The sequence below is a fragment of the Pseudomonas sp. RP-B7 genome (assembly GCF_059803535.1).
In genome coordinates, this window is record NZ_JAPFHC010000012.1 from 18,998 (window position 1) to 33,277 (window position 14,280).

The following is a 14,280-nucleotide window of genomic DNA, read 5'->3' on the forward strand; positions in this document are numbered from 1 at the left end:
GTTTTTGAAAGGTTTTAAGCATGCGTGTTCTGATTGCTGAACAGGATCACCCGCTCTACGCCCAATTGCTGGGCGAAGCGGCACCCGACCTTGAGGTGTTGACCAGCGGCGACTCGGCCGAATTGTCCCGCCTGGCCGCCGATTGCCCGGTATGGCTGGGCCAGCCCGATCTACTGGCCACCCTGTTGCGCCAAGGCCATCAACCGCAGTGGCTGCAATCGACCTGGGCCGGCATCACGCCGCTGCTGGCCGACGGCCTGACCCGCGACTATCGCCTGACCCGCGCAGTGGGCATTTATGGCCAGGTCATGGCTGAGTTTGTCCTCACCTACATGCTCGGCCATGAGCGCGAAGTGCTGGCGCGCTTGGTCAGCCAAGTGGAACGCAAGTGGGACAGCCGCACGGGCCAGAGCCTGGCGGGGCGTAAGGTGCTGATCGTCGGCACCGGCGATATCGGCCAGAGCGTTGCGCAGTTCCTGGTGCCGTTTGGCGTCAAGCTGTACGGCATTGCCAGCACTGCGCGCGAGCAGGCGCCGTTTATCGAAGTGGCCGGTCTGGATCAGTTGGGCCGCTTGGTGGGCGAGGTGGACTATGTGATCAACCTGCTGCCGAACACGCCGAGCACCCATGATTTGTACGACGCGGCGCTGTTCAAGCAATTCAAGCCGACTGGTTTGTTTATCAACGTTGGGCGCGGTGTTGCTGTGGTCGATGCCGACTTGGTCGAAGCGCTGAAGGAAGGGCACTTGGCTGGCGCGGTGATCGACGTGTGCCGCCAGGAACCATTGCCGCAACGCCACCCGTTCTGGACCGCCTGGGGGCTGTTGCTGACCGGGCACAGCTCGGCGCCGACGTCACCGCAGTTGATGGTGGAGTTGTTCTTGCAGAACGTGCGGGCGTATCAAGCCAAGCAAGCGTTGCGCGGCGAAGTGGATTTCGCCCGCGGCTACTGACACCACGCAGTAAAAAATGTGGGAGCGGGCTTGCTCGCGAATGCGGTGTGTCAGTCGCCTGATGAGTTGGCTGACCCACCGTATTCGCGAGCAAGCCCGCTCCCACACAAGCCCGCTCCCACATGGGGTATTGCCTCAGCTTCAGAGGCTGAAATCGCCTTCGGAAACCAGCTCGCTCAACGGTCGACGTGGGCTCGGCACTTCACGGCCTTGCAGGTATTCCGGCAAGGTCGATTTGTCGCCCAACTTGCCCACCGCCACGGCGGCATGCAGCGCATAACCTTCTGGAATCTTCAGCTCTTTGCGCGTCAGCTCCTGATCGAAACCGGCCATACCGTGGGTGTGCCAGCCGCTGAGGCTGGCTTGCAACGCTAGGTGGCCCCAGGCCGAACCGGTGTCGAAGGTGTGCCACAGCGCTGGGGTTTCTTCGCTGGCGCCGGGGGCGGTGAAGTCGGTCTTCGAGGCAATGATCACCAGCGCCGAGGCGTGTTGCGCCCAACCACGGTTGAACTCATTCAGCAGGCCGAGGAAACGTTCCCAGTCCGGCGTATCGCGGCGTGCATAGAGAAAGCGCCATGGCTGCGAGTTGTAGGCCGATGGCGCCCAGCGCGCAGCTTCGAAAAAGCTCAGCAGGGTTTCCTGTGGGATGCTCTCGCCGGTAAAGGCGCGGGGCGACCAGCGGTCGGTGAACTGGGGGTGGATCGGGTAATCGGCAACACGTGTCATGGGCGGTTCCTGAGGGTCAATTCGGCGTTCAAAGCTACTGCGCGGTCACTAGACTGACAAGTGTTGTTACACCGCCAGTCGTAAGCGCTTGGTTCCCGAGGGCTTGGGCACTAGACTGGCGGCCTTTTCACCTACCGATACTGATGTAGAGCCATGGCCGCCAAAGTCGAACCTTTCTGGATACGCAAAACCCTTGAACACCTCGATCAGGAGGAGTGGGAGTCGTTGTGCGACGGCTGTGGCCTGTGCTGCCTGCAAAAGCTTGAGGACGAAGACGACAACAGCGTCTATTACACGCGCATCGCCTGCAAACTGCTCGACCTGAAAACCTGCCAGTGCACCGACTACCCCAACCGCCGCGACTCGGTGCCCGATTGCATCCAGCTCACGCCCGGGCAGGCCGACCAGTTCAAATGGCTGCCGCCGACCTGCGGCTACCGCCTGGTCAGCGAGCGCAAGGATCTGCCGCTGTGGCACCACCTGGTCTGCGGCGACCGTGACGCGGTGCACCACGAACGTATTTCCCAGTCCGGGCGCATGCTCGCCGAAGGCAGTGTGCCCGAAGACGACTGGGAGGATTACCTGATCTTCCGCGCAGGCTGATAAAGGAGTCGCTATGACGATCGCAGCCAAGCTGGCCACCACCCTGGTGTTGCTGGCGCTGAGCGGGCCGGGGTGGTGCGCGAAGAAAGTCGATCTGGATTATCACGTCAAGTTGCTGCCCCAGAGCGATCAGGCCGAAGTGCGGGTGAGCCTGTCCCAGGGTTCGGCGGTGCGCAGCCTGGACTTTGACCTGGGCCGTGACGGCGACTACAGCGACTTCAAGGCCGACGGCCAATGGCGCGTCAAAGGCCAGCGGGGTGTGTGGCAGCCCGGCGCCGACAAAGTCAGCCTGACCTACCGCGTACGCCTGAGCCATGCACGCAAGGCCGGGATCTACGAAGCGCGCATGACCCCAGGCTGGGCGCTGTTTCGCGGCGAAGACCTGGTGCCCACTGCGCGGCTCGACCAGCAGGACGGCGTCGAGTTGGTCTCGCGCCTGACCTTCGAATTGCCCGCCGGCTGGAAAAGCGTCGAGACCGCCTGGCCGCGTATCGGCAAAAACAAATTCCGCATCGACAACGTCTCGCGCCTGTTCGACCGGCCCACCGGCTGGATGCTTGCCGGCACCCTTGGCAGCCGCCGCGTGCGCCTGGGCGAAACCGAGGTCACCGTGGCTTCGCCCAAGGGCCAGGCCATGCGCCGCATGGATGTGCTGACGTTGCTGACGTTCGTCTGGCCGCAAGTGGAAGCGGCGTTCCCACGCCATCCAGCCAAGCTGCTGGTGGTCGGCGCCAGCGACCCGATGCGCCGCGGCGCGTTTGCCGCGCGCGATTCGATCTACCTCAACAGCCGCACGCCGCTGGTCAGCGAGAGCGGCAGCAGCCCGTTGATCCGCGAAGTGGTGCAGGCGATTGGGCGCTTCAATGATCACGACACCAGCGACTGGATCAGCGAAGGGTTGGCGGAGTACTACGCCATCGAACTGGTACGGCGTGCCGGGGGGATTACCGATGAGCGTTATCAGGCGATCCAGGCGCGGTTGGTGAAGGAGGGCAAGGACGTGACGTCGCTGCGCGGCGAGCATGTCAGCGGGGCGACGGTGTCGCGGGCGGTGGTGGTGTTGCAGGAGCTGGATCGCGAGATTCGGGTGAAGACCCACAACAAGCGCTCGCTGGATGACCTGGCCCAGGCGGTGATGCGGGCCAACAGCATTACCACAGCGGAGTTTGTGCAGCTGGCTGAAAGCGTGATCGGCGAAGGGTCGGTAGTGCTGGACAGCAAATTACTGCGTTGACGCTGAACCCAATGTGGCAACGATCAATGTGGGAGCTGGCTTGCCTGCGATAGCGGTCTATCTGTGCCAGTTGTATTGGCTGAACCACCGCTTTCGCGAGCAAGCCCGCTCCCACAATTGGATCTCCAACATTTGATAGATCGTGTTCAGACAGTGGGTTTTTCCGCAGCCACTTCAGCCGGGGTCTTGAGGTTTTTCAACTCGGTTCCCACGCGTTCGATCTTTGTACGAATGGTGTTCATCTCCTGCCGGCCCTGCTCCAGCTTGTCCTTGAGCGAACTGTGCCCAGTTACCCCACGGGCCAGCACAACGCCGCCAATCGCCACCTGGATCAGGCCAAAAATCCCGCCACGGCGCAGGCCTTTGCCTACCATCATCACGCCACCGGCCACGGAGCCGATGCGTTCCAAGCCGTGCACGTTTTTGCTGTCGTTCATGATCTGTCTCCAACAAGGCGAGTGATACGTAGCTGACTGCCGGCAGGCGCCGGATGTTCCCGCAAAATCAGTATTTGGGGCCCGAGCGGGTGTTGTTGCCCTTGGCCAGGCGGTCGTAAAGCACCACATTGACGGTGGCGGCGAGGTTCATGCAGCCGGTGGTCGGGATGTAGACCACGTCTTCACACCAGTCGCGGATCTCTTTGTCGAGAGAACCGTCCTCGGGGCCGAAGATGTACAGCGCACGGTCGGGGTGGGTGTATTCGGGCAGCGGGCGGGCGCCGTCCACCAGCTCAACGGCGACCGGGATGCAGCCCAGGGGCAGGATCTTTTTCAGGTCATCGATGCCGATCAGCGGAATGTCGTGGTGGACCTTCTTGGTGTCGGTGATGAAGTCCCGCGCGCGCTCGTAACGCACGCCGGTGTAGAACACCGAGGCCACGCCGTAGCAGCCGGCGGCGCGCATGACCGAGCCGACGTTTTCGGGGGATTTGGGGTTATACAGACCGATGCAGCTGTAGCGTTTATTGCCCACGGGGAAGGGTGCCTTGGCGGAAAAAACGCGATTATACGGTGCTGAGGGCTGTGGTGCTTGGGCCATTGCTTTCGCGAGCAAGCCCGCTCCCACATTGGATTGGGTTCACAGATGTCTATTTGTGAATACAGTCAAATGTGGGAGCGGGCTTGCTCGCGAAGCGGCCAGTACCGACAACACAGGACTATCAGTCGTCCTTCTTCATCAGCCCCGCCAACGCCGCAAACGGGTTGTGCGTCGCCTTGGCAATCGTCGGGCTGCTGGTGGAGCCTTCGCCGAAATACTGCTGGTCGGTGTACCGCGAGTGTTCATTGTCGTGGCAATACAGGCACAGCAATTCCCAGTTGGAGCCATCCTGGGGGTTGTCATCATGGTTATGGTTACGGTGATGCACGGTCAGTTCGCTCAGGCGCTTGCCGGCGAATTCACGGGCGCAGCGGCCGCACACGTGGGGGTACATCTTCAACGCTTTGTCGCGATAGCCCATTTCCCGGTCGCGCTGGGCATCGGCGAGGATGCGGTCCAGCTTGGCGGTGTGGGAGGGCGGGTTGGTTGAGCTCATCATGGCTCCTATATTTTGGTGGTCACGGTAAGGCTTGATTCTAGCCGTTCACGGCGCATTTAGCCCTTGAGCTTTTCGGCGATCCAGATGGTGTGCCGCGTGCCTTTGTTGCCGTGGGCGAACACCTGCACCTCTTCGGCCTTGAAGCCGGCCTTGCGCAGTTTATCGCTGAACAGCTTGTCGGCACTTGCCGACCACACCGCCAGTACGCCCTTGGGCCGCAGGGCCTTGGCGCAGGCCGCCAGGCCGCCGGCGGAGTACAGCCAGCTGTTGGCGCGTTGGGTGAGGCCTTCGGGGCCGTTGTCGACGTCGAGCATGATCGCGTCAAAGCCCTGCGGCTCGGCCTGCAGCACCTTGGCCACGTCTTCCATGCGGATCACCGTGCGCGGGTCCAGCAACGGCCGGCCGGATTTCTCCCCCAGTGGGCCACGGTTCCACTCCACCACGCCGGGCACCAATTCAGCGACCACCACCTCGGCGGTCTTGCCCAAATGCTTGAGCGCCGAGGCCAGGGTAAAGCCCATGCCCAGGCCGCCGATCAGCACCCGTGAATCCGGGCGCCCGGCGACCTTGCGGCAAGGAATCTCCGCCAGCGCGTCTTCGGAGCCATGCATGCGCGTGTTCATCAGTTGGCCGCCGTCACCGCCCTGGATCTTGATCACAAAATCCTCGCCGTATTCGAACAGGCACAAGGCACCGCCGTTGTCGGGGATCGGGGTGGTGTCCAGCAGAACGAAACGTTTCATGGAAATCTCATTGGGAAGGGCATTCTTGCGCGGTTGGGAGTAGCCTTACGACATTCCGGTCAGGCCATGGAGCCATCGATGAAGTGCAGCATTCTAACGGTCATTGTGTTGAGCGCGCTCACATTGGGTGCGGCGCAGGCTCAGGAGTTGCAAACCGTACCGGTTGCGCCGGCGCCAACCCCAGGCGCACCGGGCACGCCCACGCCGACGTTGTATCCGCAGGTCACCCCGCCGGTCGCGCCCAAGGCCACGGCTAACGGTTCCCCCGCGCTGGTGCCGATCGTGTTGCCGACGCCGCCAAAAGACCAGACGGTGCCCGGCTTGCAGCAGAACGACAGCAAACCGAAGACCCCGGGCGGTTAAAACTGCTGGGAGAGCAATTGCCCGTCGGCCATGCGCAGGCGCTTGGACAGGGCAATGGCGATGGCGCGGATAATCTTGGCCGCGACCCTGGGCGCGTCATTGAGCATTTTCTCCAAGGAATCCTTGCCCAGGTTCAACAGCACACACTCCGAAGCGGCCACACAACTGGCGGAACGTCGCTCGCCATCGAGCACGGCCATTTCGCCAAACGCCCGCCCGCTGCGCAGGGTGGCGATGGTCACGCGCTGGCCGCTGGGGTTGGCTTTCTGCACGGCCACCTGGCCGCTGTGGAGGATGCACATGAAGGTGCCGGCATCGCCTTCGAGGAAGATCACCTCGTCCCGGGCCATGCTGCTGATGTTGAAGTAGCCGGCGGCGATGTGAAAATCTTCCGGCAACAAGGGGTCGAACAGGCCGCAGTCCATGAGCATGTCGCGGATTGCATTGTTGAGTAAGGTCGGTTCTGGCATGGCGTAGGTATTGGTCCGTCAATCTTGTAGGGCGGTTCTGTGTTCAGACAGAACCGCCGCGCTAAGTTCCTAAATCAACCCCAGCGCCTTGAACACAAATGCATATTCGAGCGCTACGTCACGTAATCCCTGGTAACGCCCGCTCATCCCGCCATGGCCGGCGCCCAGTTCGGTCTTGAGCAACAGCAGGTTGTTGTCGGTCTTGGTGTCGCGCAACTTGGCCACCCACTTGGCCGCTTCCCAGTACTGCACACGGCTGTCGTTATAGCCGGCGATCACCAGCAGGTGCGGATAGGCCTGGGCGCGTACGTTTTCGTACGGTGCGTAGGCTTTTATCCGCGCATACACCTCGGGTTCTTCCGGGTTGCCCCACTCGTCGTACTCAGTGATGGTCAGCGGCAGTTCCGGGTCGAGCATGGTGTTGAGCACATCGACGAACGGCACTTCGGCAATCGCTGCCTGGAACAGCTCCGGGCGTTGGTTGAGCACCGCGCCGATCAGCAGGCCGCCGGCACTGCCGCCGCTGATCGCCAGTTGTGAGGCGCTGGTCAAACCCTCGGCGATCAAGTGTTCGGCGCAGGCGATGAAGTCGCTGAAGGTGTTCTGCTTGTGTTCCTGCTTGCCGTTGCGATACCAGGCTTCGCCCAGCTCGCCGCCGCCGCGCACGTGCGCGATGGCAAACGCCACGCCACGGTCCAGCAGGCTCAGGCGGGCGTGGGAGAACCACGGATCGAGGCTCGAACCGTAGGCGCCGTAGCCGTACAGATACAGCGGTGTCGGCTTGCCCAGTTGGTCGCGCTTGACCACCAGGCTGATCGGCACCTGGGTGCCATCGGCGGAGGTGGCCCATAGGCGCTGGCTCACGTAGTCGTCGGCGTTGAACACGCCAAGCACCGGGGTTTCCTTGAGTACCTGTTGCGCGCCGCTGGCCAGTTCCAGCTGGCGCACCTGGGCCGGGCGGTTCAGGGCTTCGTAGCGCAGGCGGATCTTGTCGCTGGCAAATTCCAGGCTGTTTTGTACGTAGAGGCTGTAGGCGGCGTCGGGCAATTCCACGCGGTAGGCAGGCAGACCCTCTGGATGCACTTCGATCACCGGCAGGCCACCGATGCGCAGGCTCAGGGTCATGGCGCTGGTGTTGAGGCTGACGCCATCGAGCATCACGGCGTCGCTGTGGGGGATCAGGTTCTGCCACTCGGCTTCGGTCGGCACGTCGCCAATGTCGGTCGCCACGAACAGCGCGTAGTTGATGCCATCGCGGTTGCTGCGGATAAACCAGGTCCAGGCGCCATTCAGTTGGCCGTGGTCGACATCGTATTCATGGTCTTCGACCCGTGGCGCCAGGCACCTGAAGTCAAGGTGTGGCTGCTCGGCGTCCAGCGCCCAGATCTCGCTGGTGGTCTTGCTGCCCAGGGCTAGCAGCAGTTGCCGTTCGGAGCTGGAACGGTAGCAATGCAGGAAGAAACGTCCGTCGGGCTCGTGGAACACTTCCTGCGCCGCCGTGCCGTCCAGGCGGTAGCGATACAGCTTGTGCGGGCGGTGGGTGTCGTCCAGCTCGGCAAAGAACAGGGTCAGGCTGTCATTGGCCCAGGTCATGCTGCCGTCGCAGTTCTCGAACTCCAGTTCGCTGACCTTGCCGCTGGCCAATTCCTTCACGAACAGGGTGTAAATCTCTTCACCGTTGGTATCCAGACTGTAGGCCAGACGCTGATGGTCAGGGCTGATGCTGAACGCGCCCAGCGAAAAAAAGCCGCCATTGGCCAGTACGTTCGGGTCCAGCAGCAGTTCTTCGCTGCTCTCGTCCACGGTGTTGCTGTCATCGGCCGGGCGACGGCAGCGGTAGTGGCGGGCGTATTCGTCGCCGGCGGTGGTGCGTGTGTAATACAGGTACGGGCCCCATGGGGAGGGCAGGGACAGGTCGGTTTCGAGGATGCGGCCCTTGATCTCTTCGAACAGGGTTTCGCGCAGGGCCTGCTGGTCGGCGAGCTGGGCTTCCTGCCAGGCGTTTTCGGCCTTGAGATAATCCAGGACCTCGGCACTGTCACGTTCCTGCAGCCAGGCGTAAGGGTCCTGGCCTGGGGCCTTGCGGGCAATCGGGGCGTTGGATGATAAAGGCATGTATCTATCCCTGTCTGGCGGACGGTGGCAGGCATTGCAGCCGCGGCACGCAAAAGCCGTTATCATAGCCGCCTGTTTGCCTACCTTGCCATGGACACCATGACCGAGAACGACTATCTGACCGCTTGGGGCCTCTACGCCTTCGCCGCTTTGGGCTGCCTGTTGGTGTGGTGGCGCATGACCCGCTGGATCTGGCGCTGGCTGCGCGAACCGTTGCAACTGCTGATGGCGGTGCTGCTGTTCAGCCCGACCATCGTCGACCCGGTCAAGACCCAGTTCGCGCCCGCCGTGGCCATCACTGCGCTGGACCTGGTGCTCAAGGTCGGCAACAACGCATGGCGCGCCATTTCCGATTTGTTTATGTACACGATGATTGCCTTTGGCGTGTATCTCGTCATCGTGTTGATCCGCTGGCCCATCGAACGCGCGGCCAACGCCCGCCGTGAGCGCAAGGCCGCTGCCGATGCGGCATTGGCGGCCGAGCCAGAAGAGGATGACGAACCTTTTCGCCGTCCGGCGCCTGTCAGTGGCATGCGCGTCGAACCGCGCCTTTAACGACGTAGCGAGAGCCCTGGCATGTGTGAATTATTGGGCATGAGTGCCAACGTCCCCACCGACATCGTGTTCAGCTTTACCGGGCTGATGCAGCGTGGCGGGCGCACCGGTCCCCATCGTGATGGGTGGGGCATCGCCTTCTATGAAGGCCGTGGCCTGCGGCTGTTCCAGGACCCGGCGGCGAGCAGTGAGTCGGAAGTCGCGCTGCTGGTGCAGCGTTATCCCATCAAAAGTGAAGTGGTGATTGGCCATATCCGCCAGGCCAACGTCGGCAAGGTGTGCTTGTCCAACACCCACCCGTTCGTGCGCGAGCTGTGGGGGCGCAACTGGTGTTTTGCCCACAACGGCCAACTGGCGGACTTCAACCCGCGCGCCACCTTCTATCGCCCGGTGGGCGATACCGATAGCGAAGCGGCGTTCTGTGATCTGCTCAACCGTGTGCGTGAGGCTTTCCCGGAACCTGTGGACATCGAGCAGGTGCTGCCGGACCTGATCGCCGCCTGTGCCGAGTACCGCAGCAAAGGCGTGTTCAACTGCCTGCTCAGCGATGGTGACTGGCTGTTCTGCTACTGCTCGACCAAGCTGGCGCAGATTACCCGTCGCGCGCCTTTTGGCCCGGCGCGTTTGAAAGATGTCGACGTGATCGTCGATTTTCAGGCTGAAACCACCCCCAATGACGTGGTGACGGTGATCGCCACCGAGCCGCTGACCGACAACGAAAACTGGACCCGCTACGTACCGGGCCAATGGAGCCTGTGGCGACGCGGTGAATGCGTCAGCCAGGGCATCACCGAGTAAGGATATTGACCATGTTGCTCAGCTATCTGCGGTTGGTGTTGTTTGCCATTGGCTTGTTGGTCGGCGTGCAAGTGCCGGGGTTTATCAACGACTACGCCAAGCGCGTCGAAGCCCACCTGATCGAGGCCCAGACCGGCCTGCGCGGGTTTGAGTCGACGGCGCAGCAGTTCTTCAACGGCGATTTGAAGGCGCTGGTCGCGCATTACCGCGCCAGTGATGACCCGGTGTTCCAGAGCGATGCCAGCAGCCTGGGCGCGATGCTGGATCGCCAGGTGGCGTTGGACAAGCAATTCCAGGCGATGCAAGGCCCGTGGTACATCCGTGCGCTGCAAGTGGCGGTGGCGGCCGACCCGGACATTCGCCTGGAGACCTGGAAGGGCTACAGCTACCAGATCCTGCTGACACCCGAAGCCATGGGCTGGGGGCTGGGCGGGGCGATGTTGCTGTCGTTCGGGTTGGAATGCCTGTTCCGGTTGATCGACTGGGTGGTGTTGGGCGGCAAGCGTCTGCGCCAGAGCCGGCCGATCGAAGAGCGCGACCTGAAGGGTTTATAAGCCGCACACAGATCCACATGTGGGAGCGGGCTTGCTCGCGAAAGCGGAGTGTCAGTCAAAGATGTTGTGACTGATCTACCGCATTCGCGAGCAAGCCCGCTCCCACAGTTTTAATCGGGTTTCGTCAGTTGCATTCTGTTTTCGCCGACTTCTACCGCATACCGAGCCACCACCTTCTGGCACAACCCGACAATTTCCTCCACCAACTCCACCCCTACGCGCCACGACACCACCACCTGCAAATTCGGCAGTTTCTGCGCCATCGGCAGCATCACCAATTCGCCGCGCTCCAGCTCTTCCATCACCAGCACCGGCGGCAATGCGCCAATCCCGAAGCCGTCACGCAGCAAGCGGGTAATTGCCGACACCGAGTTCACACAGTTCATCCGTGGTGCGGCCACGCCGTTGGCTTGCATCAGGCTCAACACGTCCTGGTGCGGGTGGGAGTTTTTCGAGTAGGTGATGATGCGTTCCTGGGCCAGTTCGGCGAGGGACGCGTAGTCGCGGTGGTAGATCGACTGGCTGGCGACGATCCAGGCCATCGGGTGGCTGGCCAGTTCCAGGCTGCGCACGGTTTCGAGGCGCAGCAGGTCGGTTTGCAGGATCAGGTCAAGGAAGCCTTTTTGCAGCTGATCGCTGAGGTTCAATGCGGTATCGGCGACCAATTCGATTTCCACCAGCGGGAAATGGTCCATCAGTTCGGCGACCAACGGGCTCAGCCAGGTGTGGATCACTGTGTCCATCGCACCGATGCGGATGCGCCCGACCTTGCTGCTGCTGGTCTCCAGGGACTGCTTCAAGCCCTGCATGGTCACCATCATCTGCTCGGCGTAATCGAGCACCTTCACGCCTTCCGGGGTCAGGCTCACGCCGCGTGAGTCGCGCAGAAACAGTTTCACCCCCAGCTCGCTTTCCAGCACGGCGATACGGCTGGAAATCGAGGCCTGGGTGGTGAACAACTTCTCGGCGGTCAGGCGAAAGCTCTTGAGCTTGGCCACCCAGACGAAGGTTTCGAGGAACTTCAAATTCATGGGATCAACTTTTTCTTATGCATGGATCGGTTTTTATTAGTTGGACGCCGCACCAGGCCAGCGCCAAAAATCGAGCTATTCCACGATAAGCGTGTAGGGGTGTCAGGACAAGTTGCGAGTTCTGCGTAAAAAATCCCACACTACAAAAAAACAAAGCCTACAGGAGTAGCCCACCGTGAGCCGTCTGCTATTGAATTGCGACATCGGCGAAAGCTTTGGCAACTGGACCCTGGGTCTGGACGCCGAAGTCATGCCGTTCATCGATTGCGCCAACGTGGCCTGCGGTTTCCATGCCGGCGACCCGAGCATCATGCGCAAGACTGTCAGCCTGGCGCTCAAGCACGGTGTGCAAATCGGTGCGCACCCGGCGTACCAGGATCTGCAAGGCTTCGGCCGCCGCTCCATGGCCTACACGCCGCAGGAAATCCAGGATCTGCTGCATTACCAGATCGGTGCGCTGGATGGCATCTGCCGCGCACAAGGTGCACGTGTCAGCTACATCAAACCCCACGGCGCGATGTACAACGACATGATGGCCAACCCGGCGCAATTGCGCGCGGTGATCCAGGCCGTGGCCGCGTACGGCGACTTGCCGCTGATGCTGCTGGCCACCCGCGACAACAGCGCGGCCCAGGCCTTGGGCGATGAGTACGGTGTGACCCTGTGGTTCGAAGCGTTCGCCGACCGTGCCTACGACAGCCAGGGCCACCTGGTTTCGCGGCAATTGCCCGGTGCCGTGCACCATGATGCCGACACCATCGTGCAGCAGTCCCTGACCATTTCCCGCGGCGCAGCGCTGGTCGCCAGCGACGGCAGCCCGCTGGTGTTGCAGGCCAACACCCTGTGCGTGCACGGCGATAACGCCAGCTCGGTCGCCGCCGTGCAGCGCATCCGCGAGGCATTGAAGCCCGCATGAAGCCACGGATCGAAGTAGTGGCCATCGACTGCCTGATGGTGCGCCTGTTTGATGTCATCGCCGAAGCCAACATGCCGTGGATGCTTGCCGCCACCCAACGCTTGCGCAGCGGATTCGGCGCGGCATTGGTCGACCTGGTGCCGTCCTACACCACCTTGATGGTGCATTACGACCTCACGGCATTGAGCCCGGCCCAGGCACGCGAGTTGATCGACCAGGCGCTGACCGACCTGCAACCGCACACCCAGGGCAGCGGCCAGTGCCACGTGCTGCCGGTGTGGTACGACCTGAGCGTCGGCCCCGAACTGAGCCTGCTCAGCCAGCGCAGTGGCTTGAACATCGACGAGGTGATCCGCCGCCACAGCGCCCACGAATACCAGGTGTTCGCCCTCGGCTTCGCCCCCGGTTTCGCCTTTATGGGGCTGGTGGAGGACATCCTCGCCACGCCGCGCCTGAGTACTCCGCGCAAACGCGTGGCGGCCGGCAGCGTCGGCATCGCCGAACGGCAGACCGCTGCGTACCCGGTGGTGTCGCCGGGCGGCTGGAACCTGATCGGCCGCACCCCGGCCAAGTTGTTCGACCGCGAGCGCGACGGCTACAGCCTGATGCAGCCCGGCGATACGGTGCGCTTCGAACCGGTCGAGCACGCCGAATTCATCCAGCTGGGTGGCGATGACACACCGTTGGAGGCGCAGGCATGAGCCGCTTATTGATCGAGGCCAGCACGCCGCTGTGCCTGTTGCAGGACGCCGGACGCTTTGGCGTGCGCCATCTGGGCGTGACCCAGGGCGGGGCGCTGGATTGGGTGTCGATGGCCTGGGCCAACTGGCTGCTGGGCAATGCTCTGGATGCGCCCGTGGTGGAAATCACCCTCGGCGGTTTTACCGTGCACGCCGAGGACTATTGCTTGTTGGCCCTGGCCGGCGCGGACCTGGGGGCGTTTATCGACGAACGTGCGATCAGCCCCGGCCGCAGTTTTATCCTGCAAAAGGGCCAGCGTTTGCGTTTCACCCAACCGTTCAATGGTGCGCGGGCTTACCTCGCCGCGCCAGGCGGGTTTGACGCGCCGCAGGTGCTCGGCAGTTGCGCCACGGTGGTGCGCGAAGAACTGGGCGGGGTGGATGGTTTTGGCAAAGCGCTGGCTGAAGGCGGGTGCCTGGCGTATTCCGGTGCCGGCGGCGCGATGAAAGTGCTCAGCGATCCAAGCTTGCCGGCTAGAGCTGCGTTGGATGTGATCGTCGGCGCACAAATCGGCCAATTCAGCGGGCAAAGCCTGTTCGATGCGTTCAACAGCGAATGGACCCTCGACAGCCGCGCCGACCGCATGGGCATGCGTTTGCTGGGCACGCCGTTGCAGTACCAGGGGCCGTCGCTGATCTCCGAAGGGATTCCGTTGGGGGCGATCCAGGTGCCGCCGGATGGGCAGCCGATTGTGTTGCTCAACGATCGGCAGACGATTGGTGGGTACCCGCGCCTGGGCGCGTTGACGCCGTTGGCGCTGGCGCGGCTGGCGCAGTGTTTGCCGGGGGAGAAGGTCAGGTTGGCGCCGGTGGTGCAGGAGACGGCGCATCGGCAGCACACCGAGTTCTTGCAGCGTTTTAAGTAACGTCGCAATTAAAAATGTGGGAGCGGGCTTGTGTGGGAGCGGGCTTGCTCGCGAATACAGTGTGTCAGCCACCTGA

Annotated in this window: 18 protein-coding genes; 10 read left to right on the forward strand and 8 right to left on the reverse strand. The window is 62.5% G+C overall.

The features are described 5' to 3' along the window. Window positions 1–20: 20 nt before the first annotated feature. Entirely contained in the window at window positions 21–953 is a 933-nt protein-coding gene (locus tag OPU96_RS13160) for a D-2-hydroxyacid dehydrogenase (protein WP_305392253.1), read from the forward strand. A 141-nt stretch (window positions 954–1,094) separates the two neighbouring features. Here the strand turns inward: OPU96_RS13160 and OPU96_RS13165 are convergent, their stop codons facing one another. Continuing rightward, window positions 1,095–1,679 carry a nitroreductase family protein gene (locus OPU96_RS13165; RefSeq protein ID WP_226455294.1) on the reverse strand — a complete coding sequence of 195 codons (585 nt, stop codon included), beginning with the start codon at window positions 1,677–1,679 and terminating at the stop codon, window positions 1,095–1,097. A gap of 153 nt (window positions 1,680–1,832) precedes the next feature. On the opposite strand from OPU96_RS13165, the gene OPU96_RS13170 reads away from it, so the two are divergent. Both OPU96_RS13170 and OPU96_RS13175 read left to right on the forward strand, forming a co-directional pair. After that, entirely contained in the window at window positions 1,833–2,282 is a 450-nt protein-coding gene (locus tag OPU96_RS13170) for a YcgN family cysteine cluster protein (RefSeq protein WP_207044615.1), read from the forward strand. Window positions 2,283–2,295: 13 nt separating this feature from the next. Then, a complete protein-coding gene (locus OPU96_RS13175; RefSeq protein ID WP_305392254.1) occupies window positions 2,296–3,516 on the forward strand; it encodes a hypothetical protein in 1,221 nt (406 codons plus the stop codon). A 146-nt stretch (window positions 3,517–3,662) separates the two neighbouring features. Here the strand turns inward: OPU96_RS13175 and OPU96_RS13180 are convergent, their stop codons facing one another. The 4 genes from OPU96_RS13180 to OPU96_RS13195 all read right to left on the reverse strand — a co-directional run bounded on the left by OPU96_RS13180 (window position 3,663) and on the right by OPU96_RS13195 (window position 5,796). Next, complete coding sequence (locus OPU96_RS13180) at window positions 3,663–3,953, reverse strand: YgaP family membrane protein (RefSeq protein ID WP_498559182.1); 291 nt, start codon at window positions 3,951–3,953, stop codon at window positions 3,663–3,665. A 67-nt stretch (window positions 3,954–4,020) separates the two neighbouring features. Then, the gene (locus OPU96_RS13185) at window positions 4,021–4,488 is read right to left on the reverse strand and encodes an RNA methyltransferase (RefSeq protein ID WP_014717486.1); all 468 of its coding nucleotides are present in this window, start codon (window positions 4,486–4,488) and stop codon (window positions 4,021–4,023) included. Between the two features lie 187 nt (window positions 4,489–4,675). Continuing rightward, the gene (locus tag OPU96_RS13190; RefSeq protein WP_003210675.1) at window positions 4,676–5,050 is read right to left on the reverse strand and encodes a YajD family HNH nuclease; all 375 of its coding nucleotides are present in this window, start codon (window positions 5,048–5,050) and stop codon (window positions 4,676–4,678) included. Window positions 5,051–5,109: 59 nt separating this feature from the next. Next, window positions 5,110–5,796, reverse strand: a complete 687-nt coding sequence (locus OPU96_RS13195) for a spermidine synthase (protein WP_305392255.1) — start codon at window positions 5,794–5,796, stop codon at window positions 5,110–5,112. Between the two features lie 78 nt (window positions 5,797–5,874). Here OPU96_RS13195 and OPU96_RS13200 point away from each other — a divergent pair, with 78 nt between their 5' ends. Beyond that, the gene (locus OPU96_RS13200; protein ID WP_017736284.1) at window positions 5,875–6,159 is read left to right on the forward strand and encodes a hypothetical protein; all 285 of its coding nucleotides are present in this window, start codon (window positions 5,875–5,877) and stop codon (window positions 6,157–6,159) included. Here the strand turns inward: OPU96_RS13200 and OPU96_RS13205 are convergent. Then, a complete protein-coding gene (locus tag OPU96_RS13205; RefSeq protein WP_226455298.1) occupies window positions 6,156–6,629 on the reverse strand; it encodes a cyclic nucleotide-binding domain-containing protein in 474 nt (157 codons plus the stop codon). The two genes, OPU96_RS13200 and OPU96_RS13205, sit on opposite strands and share 4 nt — an antisense overlap. Window positions 6,630–6,698: 69 nt before the next feature. Beyond that, on the reverse strand, window positions 6,699–8,744 hold the full coding sequence (locus OPU96_RS13210) for a S9 family peptidase (RefSeq protein ID WP_226455299.1): 2,046 nt from the start codon (window positions 8,742–8,744) through the stop codon (window positions 6,699–6,701). Between the two features lie 24 nt (window positions 8,745–8,768). On the opposite strand from OPU96_RS13210, the gene OPU96_RS13215 reads away from it, so the two are divergent. Genes OPU96_RS13215 through OPU96_RS13225 form a run of 3 tightly spaced genes read left to right on the forward strand, consistent with a single transcriptional unit; the run spans window position 8,769 to window position 10,651 of the window. Continuing rightward, complete coding sequence (locus tag OPU96_RS13215) at window positions 8,769–9,299, forward strand: MFS transporter (RefSeq protein WP_192299121.1); 531 nt, start codon at window positions 8,769–8,771, stop codon at window positions 9,297–9,299. A gap of 21 nt (window positions 9,300–9,320) precedes the next feature. Next, window positions 9,321–10,097 carry a class II glutamine amidotransferase gene (locus tag OPU96_RS13220; protein WP_192299120.1) on the forward strand — a complete coding sequence of 259 codons (777 nt, stop codon included), beginning with the start codon at window positions 9,321–9,323 and terminating at the stop codon, window positions 10,095–10,097. Window positions 10,098–10,108: 11 nt separating this feature from the next. Beyond that, complete coding sequence (locus tag OPU96_RS13225) at window positions 10,109–10,651, forward strand: DUF2937 family protein (RefSeq protein WP_192299119.1); 543 nt, start codon at window positions 10,109–10,111, stop codon at window positions 10,649–10,651. Between the two features lie 110 nt (window positions 10,652–10,761). On the opposite strand, the gene OPU96_RS13230 is transcribed toward OPU96_RS13225, so the two are convergent. Then, window positions 10,762–11,682, reverse strand: a complete 921-nt coding sequence (locus OPU96_RS13230) for a LysR family transcriptional regulator (protein ID WP_226455300.1) — start codon at window positions 11,680–11,682, stop codon at window positions 10,762–10,764. 175 nt (window positions 11,683–11,857) lie between these two features. Between OPU96_RS13230 and OPU96_RS13235 the strand changes: the two genes are divergently transcribed. From OPU96_RS13235 to OPU96_RS13245, 3 genes are read left to right on the forward strand one after another with little or no spacing between them, the layout of a single operon-like run. Beyond that, the gene (locus OPU96_RS13235; protein WP_498559183.1) at window positions 11,858–12,598 is read left to right on the forward strand and encodes a 5-oxoprolinase subunit PxpA; all 741 of its coding nucleotides are present in this window, start codon (window positions 11,858–11,860) and stop codon (window positions 12,596–12,598) included. Further along, complete coding sequence (locus OPU96_RS13240; RefSeq protein WP_226455301.1) at window positions 12,595–13,299, forward strand: 5-oxoprolinase subunit B family protein; 705 nt, start codon at window positions 12,595–12,597, stop codon at window positions 13,297–13,299. The genes OPU96_RS13235 and OPU96_RS13240 overlap by 4 nt, the downstream gene beginning before the upstream one ends. After that, on the forward strand, window positions 13,296–14,204 hold the full coding sequence (locus tag OPU96_RS13245) for a 5-oxoprolinase subunit C family protein (protein ID WP_498559184.1): 909 nt from the start codon (window positions 13,296–13,298) through the stop codon (window positions 14,202–14,204). The genes OPU96_RS13240 and OPU96_RS13245 overlap by 4 nt, the downstream gene beginning before the upstream one ends. Window positions 14,205–14,280: the final 76 nt, after the last annotated feature.

Coding starts and splice junctions, on each gene's coding strand:
- OPU96_RS13160 (WP_305392253.1), top strand. CDS start 21: ATGCGTGTTCTGATTGCTGAACAGGATCACCCGCTCTACGCCCAATTG.
- OPU96_RS13165 (WP_226455294.1), bottom strand. CDS start 1,679: ATGACACGTGTTGCCGATTACCCGATCCACCCCCAGTTCACCGACCGC.
- OPU96_RS13170 (WP_207044615.1), top strand. CDS start 1,833: ATGGCCGCCAAAGTCGAACCTTTCTGGATACGCAAAACCCTTGAACAC.
- OPU96_RS13175 (WP_305392254.1), top strand. CDS start 2,296: ATGACGATCGCAGCCAAGCTGGCCACCACCCTGGTGTTGCTGGCGCTG.
- OPU96_RS13180 (WP_498559182.1), bottom strand. CDS start 3,953: ATGAACGACAGCAAAAACGTGCACGGCTTGGAACGCATCGGCTCCGTG.
- OPU96_RS13190 (WP_003210675.1), bottom strand. CDS start 5,050: ATGAGCTCAACCAACCCGCCCTCCCACACCGCCAAGCTGGACCGCATC.
- OPU96_RS13195 (WP_305392255.1), bottom strand. CDS start 5,796: ATGAAACGTTTCGTTCTGCTGGACACCACCCCGATCCCCGACAACGGC.
- OPU96_RS13200 (WP_017736284.1), top strand. CDS start 5,875: ATGAAGTGCAGCATTCTAACGGTCATTGTGTTGAGCGCGCTCACATTG.
- OPU96_RS13205 (WP_226455298.1), bottom strand. CDS start 6,629: ATGCCAGAACCGACCTTACTCAACAATGCAATCCGCGACATGCTCATG.
- OPU96_RS13210 (WP_226455299.1), bottom strand. CDS start 8,744: ATGCCTTTATCATCCAACGCCCCGATTGCCCGCAAGGCCCCAGGCCAG.
- OPU96_RS13220 (WP_192299120.1), top strand. CDS start 9,321: ATGTGTGAATTATTGGGCATGAGTGCCAACGTCCCCACCGACATCGTG.
- OPU96_RS13225 (WP_192299119.1), top strand. CDS start 10,109: ATGTTGCTCAGCTATCTGCGGTTGGTGTTGTTTGCCATTGGCTTGTTG.
- OPU96_RS13230 (WP_226455300.1), bottom strand. CDS start 11,682: ATGAATTTGAAGTTCCTCGAAACCTTCGTCTGGGTGGCCAAGCTCAAG.
- OPU96_RS13240 (WP_226455301.1), top strand. CDS start 12,595: ATGAAGCCACGGATCGAAGTAGTGGCCATCGACTGCCTGATGGTGCGC.
- OPU96_RS13245 (WP_498559184.1), top strand. CDS start 13,296: ATGAGCCGCTTATTGATCGAGGCCAGCACGCCGCTGTGCCTGTTGCAG.